Raw genomic sequence first — 17,502 nt, forward strand, 5'->3', positions numbered from 1 at the left:
TTAATTATCTTGTTACTAAAATACCGAATATAAATGGGATAAAATAAAAAAAGGTCTTAGCGTACGCCAAGACCTTTTTTAAGTACTTTACATTATCTCTTAAAAATCCAAATCATCTAGATCATCATCTGTGTCCGAATCAGTATTAGTACCTTCTACAAATTTATCGCAATCAATTTCAATGGACATATTTTCAGGTTTAACAAAGTCTTCTTTTGAAATACCCAACTCCTCATCGGCATAATTCTTGGTCATATATAGCCCCCATATAGGCAAAGCCATAGAGGCACCTTGACCATATGTGATGCTTTTAAAGTGAACCGATCTTTCTTCACCGCCAACCCAAACACCGGTTACAAGATTAGGCACCATACCCATAAACCAACCATCACTATTGTTTTGAGTAGTACCTGTTTTTCCCGCAATAGGGTTGGTTAACTTATAAGGGTAGCCCGTTATAATTTCATCATATTCCGGTCTCCATTTATTAAACCCAGTTGTTCTTAAACGTGTACCTGAACCACCTTGGGTTACACCCTTCATTAGGTCTAAAATAGCATAAGAAACATCTTTACTTAAAACATCTTTTGTTTCTGGTACATACTCATATAATACGGTACCATCTTTATTTTCAATACGTGTAACCATAACAGGTTTAACATATACACCTTGATTTGCAAAGGCACCATATGCACCAACCATTTCATATACATTAACATCTAACGTACCTAAAGCAATTGAAGGTACTTCTAGAATATCTCCCGTAAGACCAAGATTACGTACCATGCTCACTACAGATTTTGGTCCCACCTCATCAATCAATTGTGCCGTAACGGTGTTTACAGAATTTGCTAAGGCTTTCTTTAAAGAATAGCTATTACCAGAATATTTAAGGTTAGAGTTTCTTGGGCACCAAGGCTCCATGTTACCGTGTTTGCCCGCTTCTATACAATATTGTGTATCTGGGCGAGTTTCACAAGGAGATAGCCTTAACTGGTCTATAGCGGCAGCATATACAAAAGGTTTAAACGTAGAACCTGCTTGTCTTGCTCCTTGAATTACATTATCATATTGAAAATGCTTGTAATTAATACCACCTACCCATGCTTTAACATGACCCGTTTGTGGTTCCATGGACATCATTGCCGTTCTTAAAAATGCTTTATAATAACGAATAGAGTCTCGCGGAGTTAAAATAGTATCTTTTTCTTTTGTTGGACTTTTCCAATCAAAAACGGTCATCTCTGTTTTCTTATCAAAAGACTCTCGAATCTCCTTTTCAGATTTACCCTCGCTTTTCATAATCTTCCATCGATCGGAATTTTTCATAGCCCGTTCCATAATTGCCTTCGTTTCTTCTGGTGTAATATCCAAGAAAGGGGCGGTTTTATTTCTATCCGGTGTATTTTGATGAAAGAACTCCGCTTGCAATTTTGTCATATGCTCATTGACCGCTTCTTCTGCATTAGCCTGCATTTTTGAATCAATGGTAGTGTAAATCTTAAGTCCGTCTAAATACAAATTATACTTGTCCGGTTCATCACCAATGGCCGGCTTTGGATTTTTATCGATCCAATCTTTCATGAAACGCTGCAAATACATTCTAAAATAAGTAGCTAGACCTACGCTATGTGTTTCAGGATTGTAATTGATATCCATTTTCATAGCTTGAAGCGAATCTTTCTCCACTTCGGTGATGTAATCATATTTTGCCATTTGGGCAAGAACAACATCCCTACGGGTCTTTACCATTTCTTCTCTACGCAATGGATTAAAAAGCGATGAGTTCTTGAACATACCCACCAACATAGCAGATTCTTCAATTTTAAGATCCTTAGGTTCTTTACCAAAATATATACGAGCAGCCGATCTAATACCATCTGCGTTGTTACCAAAATCATAGATATTGAAATACATACTTATGATTTCTTCTTTGGTATAACTACGCTCTAGCCGAATAGCAAGTACCCATTCTTTTATTTTTTGTTTTATAGCATCGAACTTGCTTCTAGAACGAACCCCAACGAAAAGCTGACGCGCCAATTGCTGCGAAATGGTACTGGCACCACCTTTACTTCCCAAATATGCGAATGCCCTTACTGTACCACGAGCATCAATACCCGAATGGTCTCTAAAACGAGCATCTTCCGTTGCAATAAGTGCATTCACCAAATTATCCGGAAGTTCTTCAAACTTTACATCTGTACGGTTATCATCTAAATAGAACTTACCCAAAAGTTTACCATCTGAAGATATAATCTGTGATGCCAAATTGGTTTGTGGATTCTCCAAATACTCATAGGGTGGCAATTCACCGAACAGCCCCCATGAGGCAGATAAAAATATTAGTGCCACTAAGGCAATACCAGATGCAAATAAGATCCAAAACCACAAGATGAATTTGGAAAAATTGTTGGTTGTTTTCTTTTTTACCGCTTTTGCCATTTTTTAAGGGGTGCTTTTTGTTACTTCTATACCTACATCGGTAATACCTTCTAGGTTAATAATACCAGAAACATTACCGTTTTTACGCATTGCTTGGGATACCTCAATAGTATATACGCCAGAAGTGGAAAAAACGATGTTTTCCTTATACCACAATTTACTTTCCTTTATACTACCATTACCCTTGCCCAACCATGTACCGTCTGGTAAAGACATGGCATATTCAAGTGTGTCTTTAGTAACCTCACCTTCAGGTGTAGTTAGAGCTGCAATAATAAATAAATTACTATATGGAAAGGTATTGTCGTTTCTTACATTGATAAAGATATCATGTTCCGTAACGGTATCCATTTCACTTAGAGAAAACTCTAAAACATTATCCTTGTTCCAAACACCATCTTCCAATGTTCGGTATTCAGATTTTATAATATTGCTGTCACAAGAAGCAAAGAGCACAAGTGCTAAAAAACAACAAAATATACTACGCATTCTTCTTTTGATTTCTATTACGATTTCTATTCTTGTTCTTATTACGGTTTCGATTCTTGTTCTTGTTTCTGTTCTTGTTCCTGTTTCCTCCGCCTTTAGGCTTATCAAAACGGGTAAGACTATCTTGACCAACAACATTCTCAAAAACTACTTTTTCCTCTACCACAATTTCCATTGCGTACATTTCAAGGCTAGCTACCTTTTCCTTCTTTTTATTTTTTTGAAGGATCTCATTGACCTGATCTTTAGAAAGCACGTGCCAATTGCCCGGATCATCTTTATAAGAAAACCAAAGCATTTCTTTAAAAATATCCGTTTTTTGACAGAAAGCTAGACCTTTCTCCGTAAACAACTTTGTATCTTGGGAAGGAAAGTCTTTAAGTGCATCTAAATACACATCTAGCTCATAATTTAAACAGCACTTAAGCTTACCACATTGACCTGCCAACTTTTGCGGGTTCAATGATAATTGTTGGTAGCGTGCCGCAGAGGTACTTACCGATCTAAAATCGGTCAACCAAGTAGAACAACATAATTCTCTACCACAAGAACCTATACCACCAAGACGTTGGGCTTCTTGCCTATAGCCTATTTGACGCATTTCTATTCTAATGCCAAAGGCCTTGGCCATGTCTTTTATCAACTGACGAAAATCTACACGCTCATCTGCAGTATAATAAAACGTAGCTTTAGAGCCATCACCTTGAAACTCAACATCAGAAATTTTCATTTGAAGTTTTAAGATAATAGCTATTTCCCGTGCTCTTTTCTTAATTTCTTCTTCTCGATCTCTACATTTTTGCCAAATATCAATGTCTTTTTGGCTGGCTTTTCTATAGATTTTAGGAGCCTCTTCTTCTTTAAAGGATTCCTTTTTTCGTTTCATTTGCACACGAACAAGCTCACCTGTTAAGGTAACCATGCCAATATCATGACCTGACTGTGCTTGTGTGGCAACTATGTCGCCAATGGAAAGTGAGAGATTTTCAGTATTCCTAAAAAACTCTTTTCTACTATTTTTAAATCTTACCTCAACAAAATCGAATGGTCGTTCCCCATTTGGGAGCGACATATTTGAAAGCCAGTCAAAAACTGTCAGTTTATTGCAACCATCTGTACCGCAAGTACCGTTATTCTTGCATCCCTTTGGTTGTCCATCCTTACCGGTAGAACAACTACTACAACCCATATTATATATATTGATTTGGTCGAATTTTCTAAAATTCACCAAAAAAGGTTCATAAAAAACTTATAGGTAAAGATACAGTTTTTTTAATGTGAAATAAAAGCTAAGTTCTCTCTAACCGTTTTAAAAAGCTTCAATAATTATTAGTCGCCCATAGGGTTGTCACAACAAAAGAGCGTTCAAAAAGCAAGCTTTAAACACCTAAAACAGCCTTAGCTCTGACGTTTACTATACAAACGAAGCTCTATTTTTTAAACTTCAATACCTCAGACCGTCCTTTCTTGAATATCTTATTGCTGACTACCTTACCTTTTCTTAGCCCCTTTTGCTCTTCATATGGTAACTCATGTACTTCCTTACAAGCATCTGAACAACAATTATTCATCTTTTCCGCACAAGACTTACATTGAATAAATAATAAGTGGCAAGCTTCATTGGCACAGTTCACGTGATCATCACAAGGTGCGCCACATTGGTGGCAATTGGCAATGATGTCATCACTAATACGCTCTCCCCTTCTGTGGTCAAAAACAAAGTTCTTACCTCTAAATTTATTTTCAAGTTTCTTTTGTTCCACTTGTCTGGTATATTCAATAATACCCCCTTCTAACTGATAAACCTGCTCAAAACCTTTATGTTTATAATAAGCACTGGCTTTTTCACATCTAATGCCACCGGTACAGTACATTACAAGTTTCTTGTCTTTCTTATGATCTGCCAAGTCCTTTTCAATGATATCCAACGAATCTCTAAACGTATCAACATCTGGAGTTATGGCGTTTTTAAAATGACCTATTTCACTTTCATAATGGTTACGCATATCCACTAGCACAGTATCTGGATCTTCAATAAGCTCATTGAACTGTTCCGCTCCCACGTGAATACCTTTGTTGGTTACATCAAAAGAATTATCCTCTAATCCATCGGCTACAATTTTCTTGCGCACTTTTACTTTTAGTTTCAAGAAAGAAAGGTTGTCTTGTTCTATGGCAATGTTCAATCTTACATTCTCCAAAAATGAAATACTGTCTAAATGTGCCTTAAAAACACTGAAGTTTTCTGCAGGAACAGAAAGTTGGGCGTTTATACCTTCATGGGCAACATAAATTCGCCCAAGAACGTCCATTTCATTCCAATGGATAAAAAGGTGATTTCTAAAAATAGTGGTATTACCAATGTGTGCATAGGTATAGAAAGAGATCGTAAGGCGCTCCTTGCCCGCTTCTTCAATTAAAGCCGCTCTTTCTATTGCACTTAACGTATTGTACAGTTGCATGCTATACTAATAATTTAAGCCTGCCCATAGGCAGAAGGTTATAGAAAATTTTTGAAGGGCAAAAATAACGATAATTCTGAAGAAACCCCTATTTAATTAAGGTTTAACACCTTATATAAATTAAAAAGAGCCCTGTTTATAAACAAGGCTCTTTAAAGGCTATCCCATTTTTTCTTTTTCATAACATTCTTAGAGAGTACAAAAGGAAATAGCCACCAATAATCGCCAACACTAAACAGCGATCTATAACCAATAAAGCAACTTCTATTTTTAAATAGATGTCAAATACATAAATTGGTTGCGTAAACGGTTTCAATATTATATAGTTCAAAAAAGAATTGGTAATTTAGCTTTCCAAAAAATTATTAAAATGAGTTCTGAAAAAGAAGCAAAATTAAAAGCATTAAAGTTGACCCTTGACAAAATGGATAAGACCTACGGAAAGGGCGCTGTAATGAAAATGGGGGATAGTGTTGTTGCAGATGTTGAAGTGATTCCTTCTGGCTCATTAGGTTTAGATATTGCCTTAGGTGTAGGCGGTTACCCAAGAGGTAGGGTAATTGAAATTTACGGACCGGAATCTTCTGGTAAAACCACCTTGACCCTACATGCCATTGCCGAGGCTCAAAAAAATGGAGGTATTGCGGCATTTATTGATGCAGAACATGCCTTTGACCGTTTTTACGCTCAAAAATTAGGGGTAGATATTGACAATTTAATTATTTCTCAACCAGATAATGGGGAGCAAGCACTAGAAATTGCAGACAATCTAATACGTTCTGGGGCTATTGATATTGTTGTTGTGGATTCCGTTGCGGCATTAACCCCAAAAAGTGAGATCGAAGGTGAAATGGGTGACTCTAAAATGGGGCTTCATGCACGTTTAATGTCACAAGCGCTTAGAAAACTTACCGGTTCTATCAGCAAAACAAATTGTACCGTAATTTTCATTAACCAATTACGTGAAAAAATTGGTGTTATGTTCGGTAACCCAGAAACCACTACTGGTGGTAACGCTCTTAAATTTTATGCTTCCGTTCGTTTAGATATTAGAAGATCTACTCAAATAAAAGATACCGATGGTAACGTACAAGGAAACAAAACAAGGGTTAAAGTTGTAAAGAACAAGGTTGCACCACCTTTCCGTACTACAGAGTTTGATATTATGTATGGCGAAGGAATTTCTAAAGTTGGCGAGGTAATAGACCTAGGTGTTGAATATGAAATAGTAAAAAAGAGTGGTTCTTGGTTTAGCTATGGCGACACAAAATTAGGTCAAGGTCGTGATGCGGTTAAAAACCTATTATTGGATAATCCTGAATTATTTGAGGAATTAGATGGCAAGATCAGAGAAGCCATTGCAGCCTTAAATGCATAAATTCAATAAAAATACTTTAGCAAAAGTAACTTAACGCAACCATTGCACTTACTTTTCATCTTATAAACAAAACTGTTATATGATGAGAAAAAAGATAATGCTGCTGGCAACTGTCATGGCATTTCTATGCAATGGTTGTTCTATTGATGATGATGGCGCCAATTTCCATTTTACAGCGCTGGAAATTGTAGAAGCAGAAGTACCAGAATCGTTTGATTTAAACGAAACCTACAAAATATCTGTAGATTATTTAAAACCAGATAGCTGTACGTATTACGAAGGGTTTGATGTTGTAAAGGATTCCTTGACCGTTAGAAGCGTAGTTGCCATAGGCACCGTAAGAACAGATTTCGATGATTGCACTGAAGAATTAATACAGGAAACTGCATCTTTTAACTTTCAGGTAATCTATGATAAACCATATACATTTAAATTTTATACCGGAAACAATAGTGACGGAGAGGCAGAATATATGGAAATTGTAGTTCCAGTAAACAAACCTTAAAAACAACCGACCATTTGTGAGTCTAGAAGAACTCATACATAATTGCAAAAAAGGAGACCGCAAAGCGCAGGAACTATTGTATAGAGCCTACGCAACTACCCTCTTTGGCATATGTTTAAAATATTCAAAATCCAAATCTCAAGCAGAAGACACCCTACATGATAGCTTTATGACCATTTATGACAAAATAGGTCAGTTTAAAAACAAAGGTTCTTTTGAAGGGTGGATGAAAAGAATTACGGTCAATACCGCTCTTCAAAAATATAGAAAAGAAGAGTATTTAAATGTAGTTACGGATAACACAGAAGAAGAAGTAACCGTAGATGACGCCTTTAGCGATATAAGTCTACAAACCCTCTTGGGCTACATACAAGAATTGCCCAACAAATACAGAGCTACATTCAATTTATATGTTTTGGATGGATACACCCATAAAGAGATCAGCGAAATACTGGGTACTTCGGTAGGTACTTCAAAATCCAATCTCGCAAGGGCGCGCACATTATTAAAAGAAAAAATAGAAACAAAGGTAACACAGTCCATTATTAGTGTCCTTATCATAATATCAAATCACTTTTTATAATCTAACATGATTATAGACTGAAATAGTACTAGATGCAGAGAAAAAATATAGACGAACTTTTTCGAGATAAACTCTCGGACTTCAAACAAGCACCGGACAATAAGGTCTGGCGTGCGATTGATGCGTCATTGGACAAAAGAAAAAAGAGAAGGGTTATACCTATATGGTGGTCATTAAGTGGAATAGCGGCAGCTTTATTGATCGGATTATTGATTTTTAATCCGCTTACAGAAGAATCAACTACCAATGAGATTTTGGTGGAAACTGACAATGCCCCTACAACCATTGATGACATTCAACCGAACACCAAAAATGAGGTTTTTATCGACTCCATAACTACCAATTCAAATGCCATTGTTGAGCAAGGCATAACTAATGAAGGATCTGTAAATGATCCTGAAGACAGTTCATTAAACCCGGAAAAACAAACCAATACATCTACAGTTTTAATCAAAAAAATCAACGATAAAAAGGCTCAAACCACAGACCATATTGCCAAAAACAATACTATTGACCAAGAAACCAATGCTTCATCACAAGAAACTTTAATTGCCGAAAACATCTCTAAAGAAGGCTTTGATCAAAACAACACGGAAAATCTGCTAAACGAAGATTTGAATTCAAGCGAAGCCATGGCAATCAATAAAAGAGAATCCTTTAAATCTCTAAACACGGATAATCTTAAAGAAGAACATACCGTTACTGCCAACACCCCTATTGAAGAAACTACTGAAACGGTTGAACCCAACAAAAAATCAATTTTTGAGGAAATAGAACACCAAGAAGAATTGAAAAAGGAAAAAGTAGCGACCAATAGATGGTCCGCAGGTCCAAATGTTGCACCAGTATATTTTAATGCACTTGGTGAAGGTTCTCCAGTCAATTCTATTTTTACTCCTAATACCAAAAGTGGTAATATAAATATGAGTTACGGTGTAACCGTGGCTTATGCCGTGACTAAAAAACTAACTATTCGTTCTGGGATCAATAAAGTTGATTATGGTTATGACACGGAAGATGTAGCATTTTCCTCTTCTTCCAGTTTAGCTTCTAAAGGTGGTCAATTATCCACAATTAATTATGCCGAAACCTCAAATACATTGACAATTGCAAGTAACATTGTTACTTCTGAAAAGTATACCACTACCAATTTAGCCCAAGATGTTACAGCAAAAAGCCCTACAAGAGATGGGTTTATGTCTCAACAGTTTGGCTATTTAGAGCTTCCTGTAGAATTGAATTATGCCCTATTGGATAAAAAATTCGGAGTAAACATTATTGGCGGTGTCAGTTCACTTTTCTTAATAGATAATGCCGTATCGTTAACATCTGGAGATCTAACTACTGAAATTGGAGAGGCAAACAATATTAACGACCTTAATTTTAGTGCCAATATGGGTCTAGGGTTAAATTATAATTTTTCACAAAAAGTCCGTTTTAATGTTGAACCCATTTTTAAATACCAGCTCAACACATTTTCTGATGTAAATGGAACATTTAGACCGTATTCTGTTGGCGTTTATAGTGGACTAACCTTCAAGTTTTAAAAATAAATATGAAAAAATTTAGGTTACAGATTCTAGCTGTTTGTTGATAAGTCGTTAAGTATTGTCTCCCTAATATTTGTTTTTAACTTTGCCGTATCTTCTGGGCACAATGAGTGGGTCTCTACAAACTTGTGCACTCTAGCCCTACATTTACCAGGGCCACCACTAAAAAACGTAAAGGAAAAACGCTCTTTGTTATCATAAAATGTCATAGGCACTACGGGTATTTTATGGGCAATGGCCATTTTAAATGCCCCATCTTTAAATTTATCCAACAACACATGTTCTTCTGGAACACCGCCTTCTGGAAAAATACAAATACTTAACCCTTGCTGAAGCCTTTTCTGTGCTCTTCTGTACACTCCTGTCCTACTTTGGGTATTATCCCGATCTACCATAATACAAACTCGTTTATAGAAGAATCCGAAAAGTGGTATTTTCACCAACTCCTTTTTACCAACGAATACAAACGGATTTTTACTAACCACAAGCATTAACATTATATCTAACATGCTGGTGTGGTTGGCCACCAACATATAGCTCTTCTTCTTAATCAAACGTTGCTCATAAGTCACTTTTGGAAAACAAAACATACCGTACAGTATCGGTTTTGCCCATAGGTTTCTTGCCATCCAAAAAAACTGCGGATACCAAGTCTCTTTTGAGGCAAAAACGACCAATACAGGGAAAAATATAATGATAGGTATGGCTACTAGAATATAAAACCAAATTCGATATAAGGTTTGACCAATTTGTCTAACGACTTTAAGCATAAATCAAAAGTAGTTATTTAGGATAGTTTTTTTGTATTGTTTTACCTTTGCTTGATACAATTAAAGAAAATGGCAAGAATTTTAACAGGTATTCAAAGTACGGGAACACCACATTTAGGAAATATTCTAGGAGCGATCAAACCGGCAATAGATATGGCCAATGATCCGTCTAACGAATCTTTTCTGTTCATTGCGGATATGCATTCGTTGACGCAAATAAAAAATGGCGAACAATTACGCCATAACACTTATGCAGTTGCAGCAACATGGCTTGCATTTGGTCTGGATATAGAAAACACCGTTTTTTACAGACAGAGCGATGTACCGCAAACCACAGAATTAGCTTGGTACCTTAGTTGCTTTTTTCCATACCAACGCTTAACGCTTGCCCATTCCTTTAAAGATAAGGCAGATAGGTTAGACGATGTAAATGCCGGACTTTTTACCTACCCTATGTTAATGGCGGCAGATATCCTATTATATGACGCCAATATAGTACCGGTAGGTAAGGATCAAATGCAACATATTGAAATGACGCGTGATGTCGCATCTCGTTTTCATGCACAATTAGGTGAAACTTTTGTATTACCAGAAGGAAAAGTACAAGAAGAAACCATGTATATACCTGGCACAGATGGTGCCAAAATGAGTAAGAGTAAGGGCAACTTGATCAGCTTGTTTCAGACAGATAAGAAATTACGCAAGCAGATTATGGGAATACAAACAGATAGCACTCCCATGGAAGAACCAAAAGATCCTGCTAACGATAACATTTTCGCGCTATATAAACTTTTAGCTAGTCAGCCTCAAATTGAAGAAATGAGTGCTAATTATTTAGCAGGAAATTATGGTTATGGGCACGCCAAACAAGCACTTTATGAAGTCATTGTAAATAAGTTTGAAGAACCACGTGAGAAGTTTGAATACTACATGAACAACCTTAATGAGATTGATGATGCATTGGCATTAGGAGCTGAAAAAGCCAGAAAAGTTGCAGACGGAGTACTAGAAAGGGTTCGTGAAAAGTTAGGTTATTAACGAGTAGTTTAAAAAACTACAAAAGACAAAAACCGACCAAATGGTCGGTTTTTGTCTTTAATATACTTATCCCATGTCTTAAAATCATCGTCATCATAAAGTCATTTCACGATAAAGTACAAGAACCTAAAGAAAATACGCAACAAACCTAGAAAAACAGACCCAGTAGTTTGCTATAACTTCATATAGCCTCGAACAATTTCCCTGGCAATGGTCGTATTACCCCTTTCATTTCCATAGTCAATAAGGTAGATGACGTTCTAAAAATTGGCAGTTTACAATCTAAGGCAATACTATCCAATAACTGCTTGCCATTATTCTGTAAATATGTGTAGATGCCTTGCTCAATTTCATCAAGCTCAATGAACAATTGTTTTTGAATAGGCTTGGTTTCCTTTTTTCCTATATCCCAATCTAACAAATAAATCAAATCTGCCGCTGCGGTCATTACATGTGCCTTTTGCTGCTTTATTAAATTATTACAACCCAAACTGTACTTGTCCGTAGTTCTTCCAGGAACAGCAAATACATCCCTATTATAACTATTGGCAATATCAGCTGTAACTAAGCTCCCACCTTTTTCAGCAGATTCTACAACTACTGTAGCCTCACTTATACCAGCGATTACACGGTTTCTTTTTAAAAAATTTTCTCGTTCAGGATTACTTGTACTCCAAAATTCAGTGTAGAATCCGCCATTTTTAAGCACTTCAGCTTGATATTTTGCATGAACTTTAGGGTAGATTTGATTTAAACCATGCGCTAGGCATCCTACAGTCTGTAGCCCATGTTTTATTGCTTCCCTTTGAATACAAATATCCACTCCGTACGCAAAACCGCTTATGATTACAGGATCCAGTGGTGCCACATCTTCTATAAACTGCTCACAAAAAGCCGTTCCATAACTCGTTATTTTACGGGTACCTACTACGCTAATAATTTTTCGTTGGGCTAGGTCAATATTTCCTTTCTTGAATAATAATATAGGTCCATCAATGCAATGCTTTAAATATTTAGGATAGTGATCATCTAAAAAATATGTGCATTCAATATCATTTTTAGTAATATAATTGAATTCTGCCTCAGCAGCTACCAAATGCTCAAGATCAAAAAGATGTTTAATTGTATGGGTACCTATACCATCAATTTTTAATAAATTTTGCTTTTTGTCTTCAAAAATTGCTGTTGGACTCCCGCAATGTGAAATTAATTTTTTCGCGAGGACATCTCCAATATTGGGGACATGTTGCAAACGAAGTATTGCAACAAGTTCATCGGCAGTATGTTGTGTAGTTTTCATTTCTTGTTCACAAATTAGGTGAAAAAATATGTTAATAAAAAGTTACGTAAGAGGTTTTTATACCTCTTTATTTTTTCCATATTTGCGCAACTATGGTTTTAGAACACTATATAAGCGATTTACTTTATAGGTACAACTGTGTTGTTGTCCCAGGGTTTGGAGCGTTCCTTACCCAAAAAAATTCTGCGAAATTAAACGTAGTTACCAATACGTTCAGCGCACCCAATAAGTCCATTGTTTTCAATAGACTACTGGTTTCAAATGACGGGCTTTTGGTTTCTTATGTATCCAATGCCGAGAAAGTTTCTTATGAAACTGCATTGGTAGAAATAGAAAACCAAGTGAAAATTTGGCAAGAGGCCTTGATACAAGAAACGTCATTGCACTTAAAGAATATAGGATCTCTTACTAGGAACAACGAAGACAAAATATTGTTTCAGCCTGCAAACGAGACCAACTATTTAACGTCCTCTTTCGGACTTTCCAATTTCAATTCAATTCCTGTCTTAAGGGAAGAACTAAAAGAGGAAATCATAGAAATTGAAGAAAAAATACCGTTCGTTATTAGTCCTGAGCGTAGAGAAAGCGGTCGTTTTAGACCATACTTGAAATATGCTGCTATTTTAATGTTGGCCTTTTCAACAGGAATTACAGGATACAGAGCATACCAGCAGCAACGTACCAATGAGCAAGTTGCAAGACAAGATGCCCAAGAGTATGTTAACAAGCAAATACAGGAAGCTACATTTTTTGATCTTTCACCATTAGAATTACCAACGGTAACCATTGATGCCTCTTCTACTTCAACTACACGACCAACAGTTAACGAAGGTGAAGAAATGCATTATATTGTTGCTGGTGCCTTTAGAGTTAAAGGAAATGCGGACAGAAAAATAGAACAGCTAAAGTCACTTGGCTTTAATGCTGGCTATTATGGCACTAATGCTTATGGATTGCACATGGTTACATTCGATAGCTTTACAAATGCAAACGATGCTTTAAAAGCACTGCGTGAAATTAAGCTTACACAGTCCAAAGACGCTTGGTTGTTATCTGAAAAATAAACCTGCACACATTTTATAAGTATCATTGATGCCCGTATCTTTGCGGAAAATTTCTATTTAATGGAAGCAAAATCGCCTTCAGCATCTCGTACTACAATGACAGATATGGTACTCCCTAGTGAGACCAATGCCCTACAAAATTTATTTGGAGGTGAATTATTGGCCCGTATGGATCGTGCCGCTAGTATAGCCGCAGGAAGACATAGCCGTAGAATAACGGTTACCGCATCTGTAAACCACGTTGCCTTTAATTTGGCCATTCCATTAGGAAGTGTAGTTACTGTTGAAGCAGCCGTTTCTAGAGCCTACAATACTTCTATGGAGGTGTATATAGATGTTTGGATAGAAGACCGCTATAACGGAAAACGAACTAAGGCAAATGAAGCAATTTATACCTTTGTTGCCGTAGATGAAACCGGTAAACCCACCGAGGTACCAGAGTTGGTTCCTGAAACACCCTTAGAGATCACTCGTTTTGAGGGTGCCCTTCGCAGGAAACAGTTAAGTTTGGTTTTAGCAGGTAAAATGAAACCGGACAATGCCACAGAATTAAAGGCTCTATTTACCAAATAATTACTTTAAGCCACTTGTTCATATAACTCCCTTTCCAATTCAGACTGATCAACATCAATTTGAAAAGAAACTTCCATGTCCGCACCTTTTGTATTGACCCAAACATAAAGTGCTGCTAGGACTATACTGCCTACTATAAAGAAAATACTGGAGAGCAACAATGAACTAAATAGGGCAATCATTAAACTTACCATAAGAAATATGGCATAGACCATCATAGGAATATATGATCTAAAACCCTCATAGGTTTCTGCTTTTAACTTTGTACTTCTTTTATTATAATTTTTATCGGTAGTCGTCGAATGTAATGTAAAGGTATTTTCCATAATAGTCTCCTTTTAATCAGTTAACCAAATTTCGCAAAAAAAATGAAATTATCTAAACATAACTATATGTAAATCAGTATAATAACTAATTTTTAAAGAAATGGTATTATTCAAATAACATAAAAATCATTATCACAAAATAGGGTATCAAAAATTGAAGTTATCGGGATCAGGACCAATACGTTCACCAGTTTCCAACCCATCTAAAAAGGATATGTCTTCAGATGATAGTTCAAAGTCAAAAATTTCCGCATTAGCCGCTATACGTTTTGCATGAACAGATTTTGGAATAGCGACAATACCTTTTTGAAGATTATAACGTAGAATAATCTGCGCTACGCTCTTATTGTACTTTTTCGCCAAATCTGCACAAATATCCAACTCAAAAACCTTACCCTGCATAAAGGGAGACCAAGATTCATATTGAATTCCTTTATCCGCACAAAAATCAATAAGATCTTGTTGTACCAAATGTGGATGAAACTCCATTTGGTTTACCATAGGCACCACCTTACAATCCTGCAAAATATCTTCTAAATGATGTTTAAGAAAGTTACTTACCCCAATGGCCTTTATTTTTTTTTGAGCATACAAATACTCTAAAGCACGCCAAGTTTCTTTATACTTACCACTAACCGGCCAATGAATAAGGTAAAGATCTAGATAATCTACACCCAAACGTTTTAAACTCCCATCAAATGCTTTTAGCGTTTCATCATAGCCTTGATCTTCATTCCAAACTTTAGAAACCAAAAATATTTCTTTCCTGTCTATACCACTTTCTCGAATACCCTTACCAACCCCTTCTTCGTTTTTATAGATTGCAGCAGTGTCTATGTGCCTATAACCAATTTCAAGTGCATTTTTAACGGCATTAACCACTTCTTGATCATTATCTGACTGATAAGTACCCAAGCCTAAATACGGCATTTGTACTCCGTTATGTAATGTAAAACTCCCTGTAAGATCGGTAATATTGATGTGTTTTTCCATTTGAATACAGTTTAAAGACGGTACACCCATTCTTCTGGGTTTAAACGAGACGTATCTTGATATAAATAAAATTTTAACCTGGTCTGGCCATTGTTCCTATTGGTATATACGATACCCAACTCTTCCTTGCTTGATACCTTATCACCTTTCTTCACATAAAGTTCAGATAGATTGTAATACGTACTTATAAAGTTACCATGCTTAATTTGAACACCTTTGTTACCACCGGGTACTGCTAAAATTGCAATGACCTCGCCTTCAAAAATCGCCCTGGCTTTGGCTCCTTCATCCGTGGCAATGATCACACCATTACTTTGGTGCTTGATCCCTGGGTAAACCGGGTCCGCATACACTCCAAACCCCTGACTCTTAATTCCCTTTTCAACTGGCCAGATCAGCTTTCCCTTATTCGCTGAAAAACTGCTGGCTATTCTAGAAGCTTCGGGGGTAAGAACAAATTTGCTGGTATTCTTGGAAGTGCTACCAGATTTTTTGTTAGAAGCAGCAATAGCACTTCGTATCAATTTTTCTATTTGTTGATCGATCTTTCTTGCCTCTTTCTTTTTAGCTTCGATTGCACTTGCATACTTGCTTTCATTTTTACGAATAGTTCCTAGAAGTGCTTTTTGAGATTGAATTTCGGCAAATAATTGATTCTTTGCTTTTTTGTTCTGGGCCAATAATACCTCTTTTACTTTTCGTTCCTCGTTAAGGTCGGCATTCAACCGTGAAAGCTCATCAGTTTTAGCCAATATCTCAGCTCCCTGTTCTTTTCTGTAATCTGTATACTGCTTCATATATTGAAGCCTTTTAAAGGCTTGAAAGAAGCTTTCTGAAGATAGCAGGAACATTAATCTATTTTGTTTGGATTTATTCTGATAAGACTTTTGTATCATCTTAGCGTATTCATCCTTTACCTCTTGTAGTTCGGTTTTTAATTTGCCAATATTTCTGATGTTGGTATTAATTTGCCTGTTCAACAAATTAGATTGTTGATTGGTTACCCGAATTAATTGTTGGCGCACCGTAATTTTTTTATCCAAGGCTTCCATCTGATCCAGAACATTGCCTTTCTCCTTTTTCTCAGCAAATAGCAATCTATTGATATCGCGTATTTCAGATTGAAGTTGTTCGCGTTTTTCCTCTAAAGCTTTTTGTTCGCTAGTCTGCGCTATTAGGTTTACCGAAGTAAACAATAATAGTAACAAAACACTAGGTTTAAATCTGAACAACATCTGTTTAAAGCTCTATTTCATTAAAACCCTTAGGAATTGAATATGGAAAATTGACCGTGCCGTTCAACTCCAAATTCCTAAATTCAAGGTCTATATTATTTTCACTATCCTTAGTAATTGCTTTTACCATAATTTCATTAGGTAAAATTTCATTATCCAAACTTTGATAATTTTTATAGGCAATCTCTAAAACTCTTTTCTCCAGCGGTTGCGAAAGTTGCTGTAAAGCCATCTTAAAGTTCTTTGGCTCTACCTGAAATAATGTTTTGTATAAAACGTCTTGCTCTTTAGGCGTTAAACGATAACTCTCATTTGAGATGCCTATATCGTATTTTCCTTGTCTTAAATCTATAATTGCCTGCCCAGTGAGCAAATTTTGTAAAATGGAAAAGTCTACTTCTGTACCCAATAAATCACTTAAATACGAGAAGTCGCCATCAAAATATTCATTTTCCAATTTATTATAAAAAGACACCCTATCTGGAGTAATATATGCCTTAACAATGCCAAGAGGAGCACTCATCCATATTGCCTTGTCCTTTTCCATACGTAGGCTCACTGATACGTTCTGTGAGGTTTCACCATCAGAATAACTAATTTTTACCCTACCTGCCAATGTTTTAAATCCAGCTTCATTTTGATAATGTGCCTTTATAACTGATTTGGATGATAGCTTAGCATCTACCGTACCCCCAGAAATCACCTTTGTACTTTTACAAGATACCATGAAAATTATCATGACCATAGGTAAGGCATATTTCATTTCTATTATTTTTAAAAACTTCATCATC

Annotated in this window: 17 protein-coding genes; 7 read left to right on the forward strand and 10 right to left on the reverse strand. The window is 36.3% G+C overall.

Annotated elements, in window-relative coordinates; translation table 11 throughout:
- Nucleotides 1-99 precede the first annotated feature (99 nt).
- The 4 genes from I600_RS10525 to trhO all read right to left on the reverse strand — a co-directional run bounded on the left by I600_RS10525 (nt 100) and on the right by trhO (nt 5,396).
- Nucleotides 100-2,445: a penicillin-binding protein 1A gene (locus tag I600_RS10525; protein ID WP_058104501.1), complete on the reverse strand. Its 2,346-nt coding sequence runs from the start codon at nt 2,443-2,445 to the stop codon at nt 100-102.
- 3 nt (nt 2,446-2,448) lie between these two features.
- The gene (locus tag I600_RS10530) at nt 2,449-2,934 is read right to left on the reverse strand and encodes a gliding motility lipoprotein GldH (RefSeq protein WP_058104502.1); all 486 of its coding nucleotides are present in this window, start codon (nt 2,932-2,934) and stop codon (nt 2,449-2,451) included.
- Nucleotides 2,927-4,123: a PSP1 domain-containing protein gene (locus I600_RS10535; RefSeq protein WP_058104503.1), complete on the reverse strand. Its 1,197-nt coding sequence runs from the start codon at nt 4,121-4,123 to the stop codon at nt 2,927-2,929. The genes I600_RS10530 and I600_RS10535 overlap by 8 nt, the downstream gene beginning before the upstream one ends.
- Before the next feature lie 241 nt (nt 4,124-4,364).
- A complete protein-coding gene (trhO, locus tag I600_RS10540; RefSeq protein WP_058104504.1) occupies nt 4,365-5,396 on the reverse strand; it encodes an oxygen-dependent tRNA uridine(34) hydroxylase TrhO in 1,032 nt (343 codons plus the stop codon).
- A 370-nt stretch (nt 5,397-5,766) separates the two neighbouring features.
- Between trhO and recA the strand changes: the two genes are divergently transcribed.
- The 4 genes from recA to I600_RS10560 all read left to right on the forward strand — a co-directional run bounded on the left by recA (nt 5,767) and on the right by I600_RS10560 (nt 9,409).
- Nucleotides 5,767-6,774 carry a recombinase RecA gene (recA, locus tag I600_RS10545; RefSeq protein ID WP_058105109.1) on the forward strand — a complete coding sequence of 336 codons (1,008 nt, stop codon included), beginning with the start codon at nt 5,767-5,769 and terminating at the stop codon, nt 6,772-6,774.
- Nucleotides 6,775-6,853: 79 nt separating this feature from the next.
- Nucleotides 6,854-7,279 carry a hypothetical protein gene (locus I600_RS10550; RefSeq protein ID WP_071340870.1) on the forward strand — a complete coding sequence of 142 codons (426 nt, stop codon included), beginning with the start codon at nt 6,854-6,856 and terminating at the stop codon, nt 7,277-7,279.
- A 16-nt stretch (nt 7,280-7,295) separates the two neighbouring features.
- A complete protein-coding gene (locus I600_RS10555; protein ID WP_058104506.1) occupies nt 7,296-7,862 on the forward strand; it encodes an RNA polymerase sigma factor in 567 nt (188 codons plus the stop codon).
- Between the two features lie 32 nt (nt 7,863-7,894).
- The gene (locus tag I600_RS10560) at nt 7,895-9,409 is read left to right on the forward strand and encodes an outer membrane beta-barrel protein (RefSeq protein WP_058104507.1); all 1,515 of its coding nucleotides are present in this window, start codon (nt 7,895-7,897) and stop codon (nt 9,407-9,409) included.
- Nucleotides 9,410-9,441: 32 nt separating this feature from the next.
- Here the strand turns inward: I600_RS10560 and I600_RS10565 are convergent, their stop codons facing one another.
- Nucleotides 9,442-10,182, reverse strand: coding sequence for a lysophospholipid acyltransferase family protein (locus I600_RS10565; RefSeq protein WP_058104508.1), 741 nt, complete (start codon nt 10,180-10,182; stop codon nt 9,442-9,444).
- A 69-nt stretch (nt 10,183-10,251) separates the two neighbouring features.
- On the opposite strand from I600_RS10565, the gene trpS reads away from it, so the two are divergent.
- The gene (gene trpS, locus I600_RS10570) at nt 10,252-11,220 is read left to right on the forward strand and encodes a tryptophan--tRNA ligase (RefSeq protein WP_058104509.1); all 969 of its coding nucleotides are present in this window, start codon (nt 10,252-10,254) and stop codon (nt 11,218-11,220) included.
- A 181-nt stretch (nt 11,221-11,401) separates the two neighbouring features.
- Here trpS and dprA read toward each other — a convergent pair whose 3' ends face one another.
- Entirely contained in the window at nt 11,402-12,520 is a 1,119-nt protein-coding gene (gene dprA, locus I600_RS10575; protein WP_058104510.1) for a DNA-processing protein DprA, read from the reverse strand.
- Nucleotides 12,521-12,612: 92 nt separating this feature from the next.
- On the opposite strand from dprA, the gene I600_RS10580 reads away from it, so the two are divergent.
- Together I600_RS10580 and I600_RS10585 are read left to right on the forward strand one after the other, a co-directional pair.
- Nucleotides 12,613-13,584, forward strand: a complete 972-nt coding sequence (locus I600_RS10580; RefSeq protein WP_058104511.1) for an HU domain-containing protein — start codon at nt 12,613-12,615, stop codon at nt 13,582-13,584.
- A 60-nt stretch (nt 13,585-13,644) separates the two neighbouring features.
- Nucleotides 13,645-14,157: an acyl-CoA thioesterase gene (locus I600_RS10585; RefSeq protein WP_058104512.1), complete on the forward strand. Its 513-nt coding sequence runs from the start codon at nt 13,645-13,647 to the stop codon at nt 14,155-14,157.
- A 5-nt stretch (nt 14,158-14,162) separates the two neighbouring features.
- Here I600_RS10585 and I600_RS10590 read toward each other — a convergent pair whose 3' ends face one another.
- From I600_RS10590 to I600_RS10605, 4 genes are all read right to left on the reverse strand, one after another.
- Nucleotides 14,163-14,483 (reverse strand): hypothetical protein, encoded by a 321-nt coding sequence (locus I600_RS10590; RefSeq protein WP_058104513.1) that lies wholly within the window; start codon nt 14,481-14,483, stop codon nt 14,163-14,165.
- 147 nt (nt 14,484-14,630) lie between these two features.
- The gene (locus tag I600_RS10595) at nt 14,631-15,476 is read right to left on the reverse strand and encodes an aldo/keto reductase (RefSeq protein WP_157490885.1); all 846 of its coding nucleotides are present in this window, start codon (nt 15,474-15,476) and stop codon (nt 14,631-14,633) included.
- Nucleotides 15,477-15,487: 11 nt separating this feature from the next.
- On the reverse strand, nt 15,488-16,711 hold the full coding sequence (locus I600_RS10600) for a murein hydrolase activator EnvC family protein (protein WP_058104514.1): 1,224 nt from the start codon (nt 16,709-16,711) through the stop codon (nt 15,488-15,490).
- Nucleotides 16,712-16,715: 4 nt separating this feature from the next.
- Nucleotides 16,716-17,501, reverse strand: coding sequence for a DUF4292 domain-containing protein (locus tag I600_RS10605; RefSeq protein ID WP_058104515.1), 786 nt, complete (start codon nt 17,499-17,501; stop codon nt 16,716-16,718).
- Nucleotide 17,502: the final 1 nt, after the last annotated feature.

Origin of the sequence: Maribacter dokdonensis DSW-8, from assembly GCF_001447995.1 — a bacterium.
Classification (GTDB): Bacteria; Bacteroidota; Bacteroidia; order Flavobacteriales; family Flavobacteriaceae; genus Maribacter; species Maribacter dokdonensis.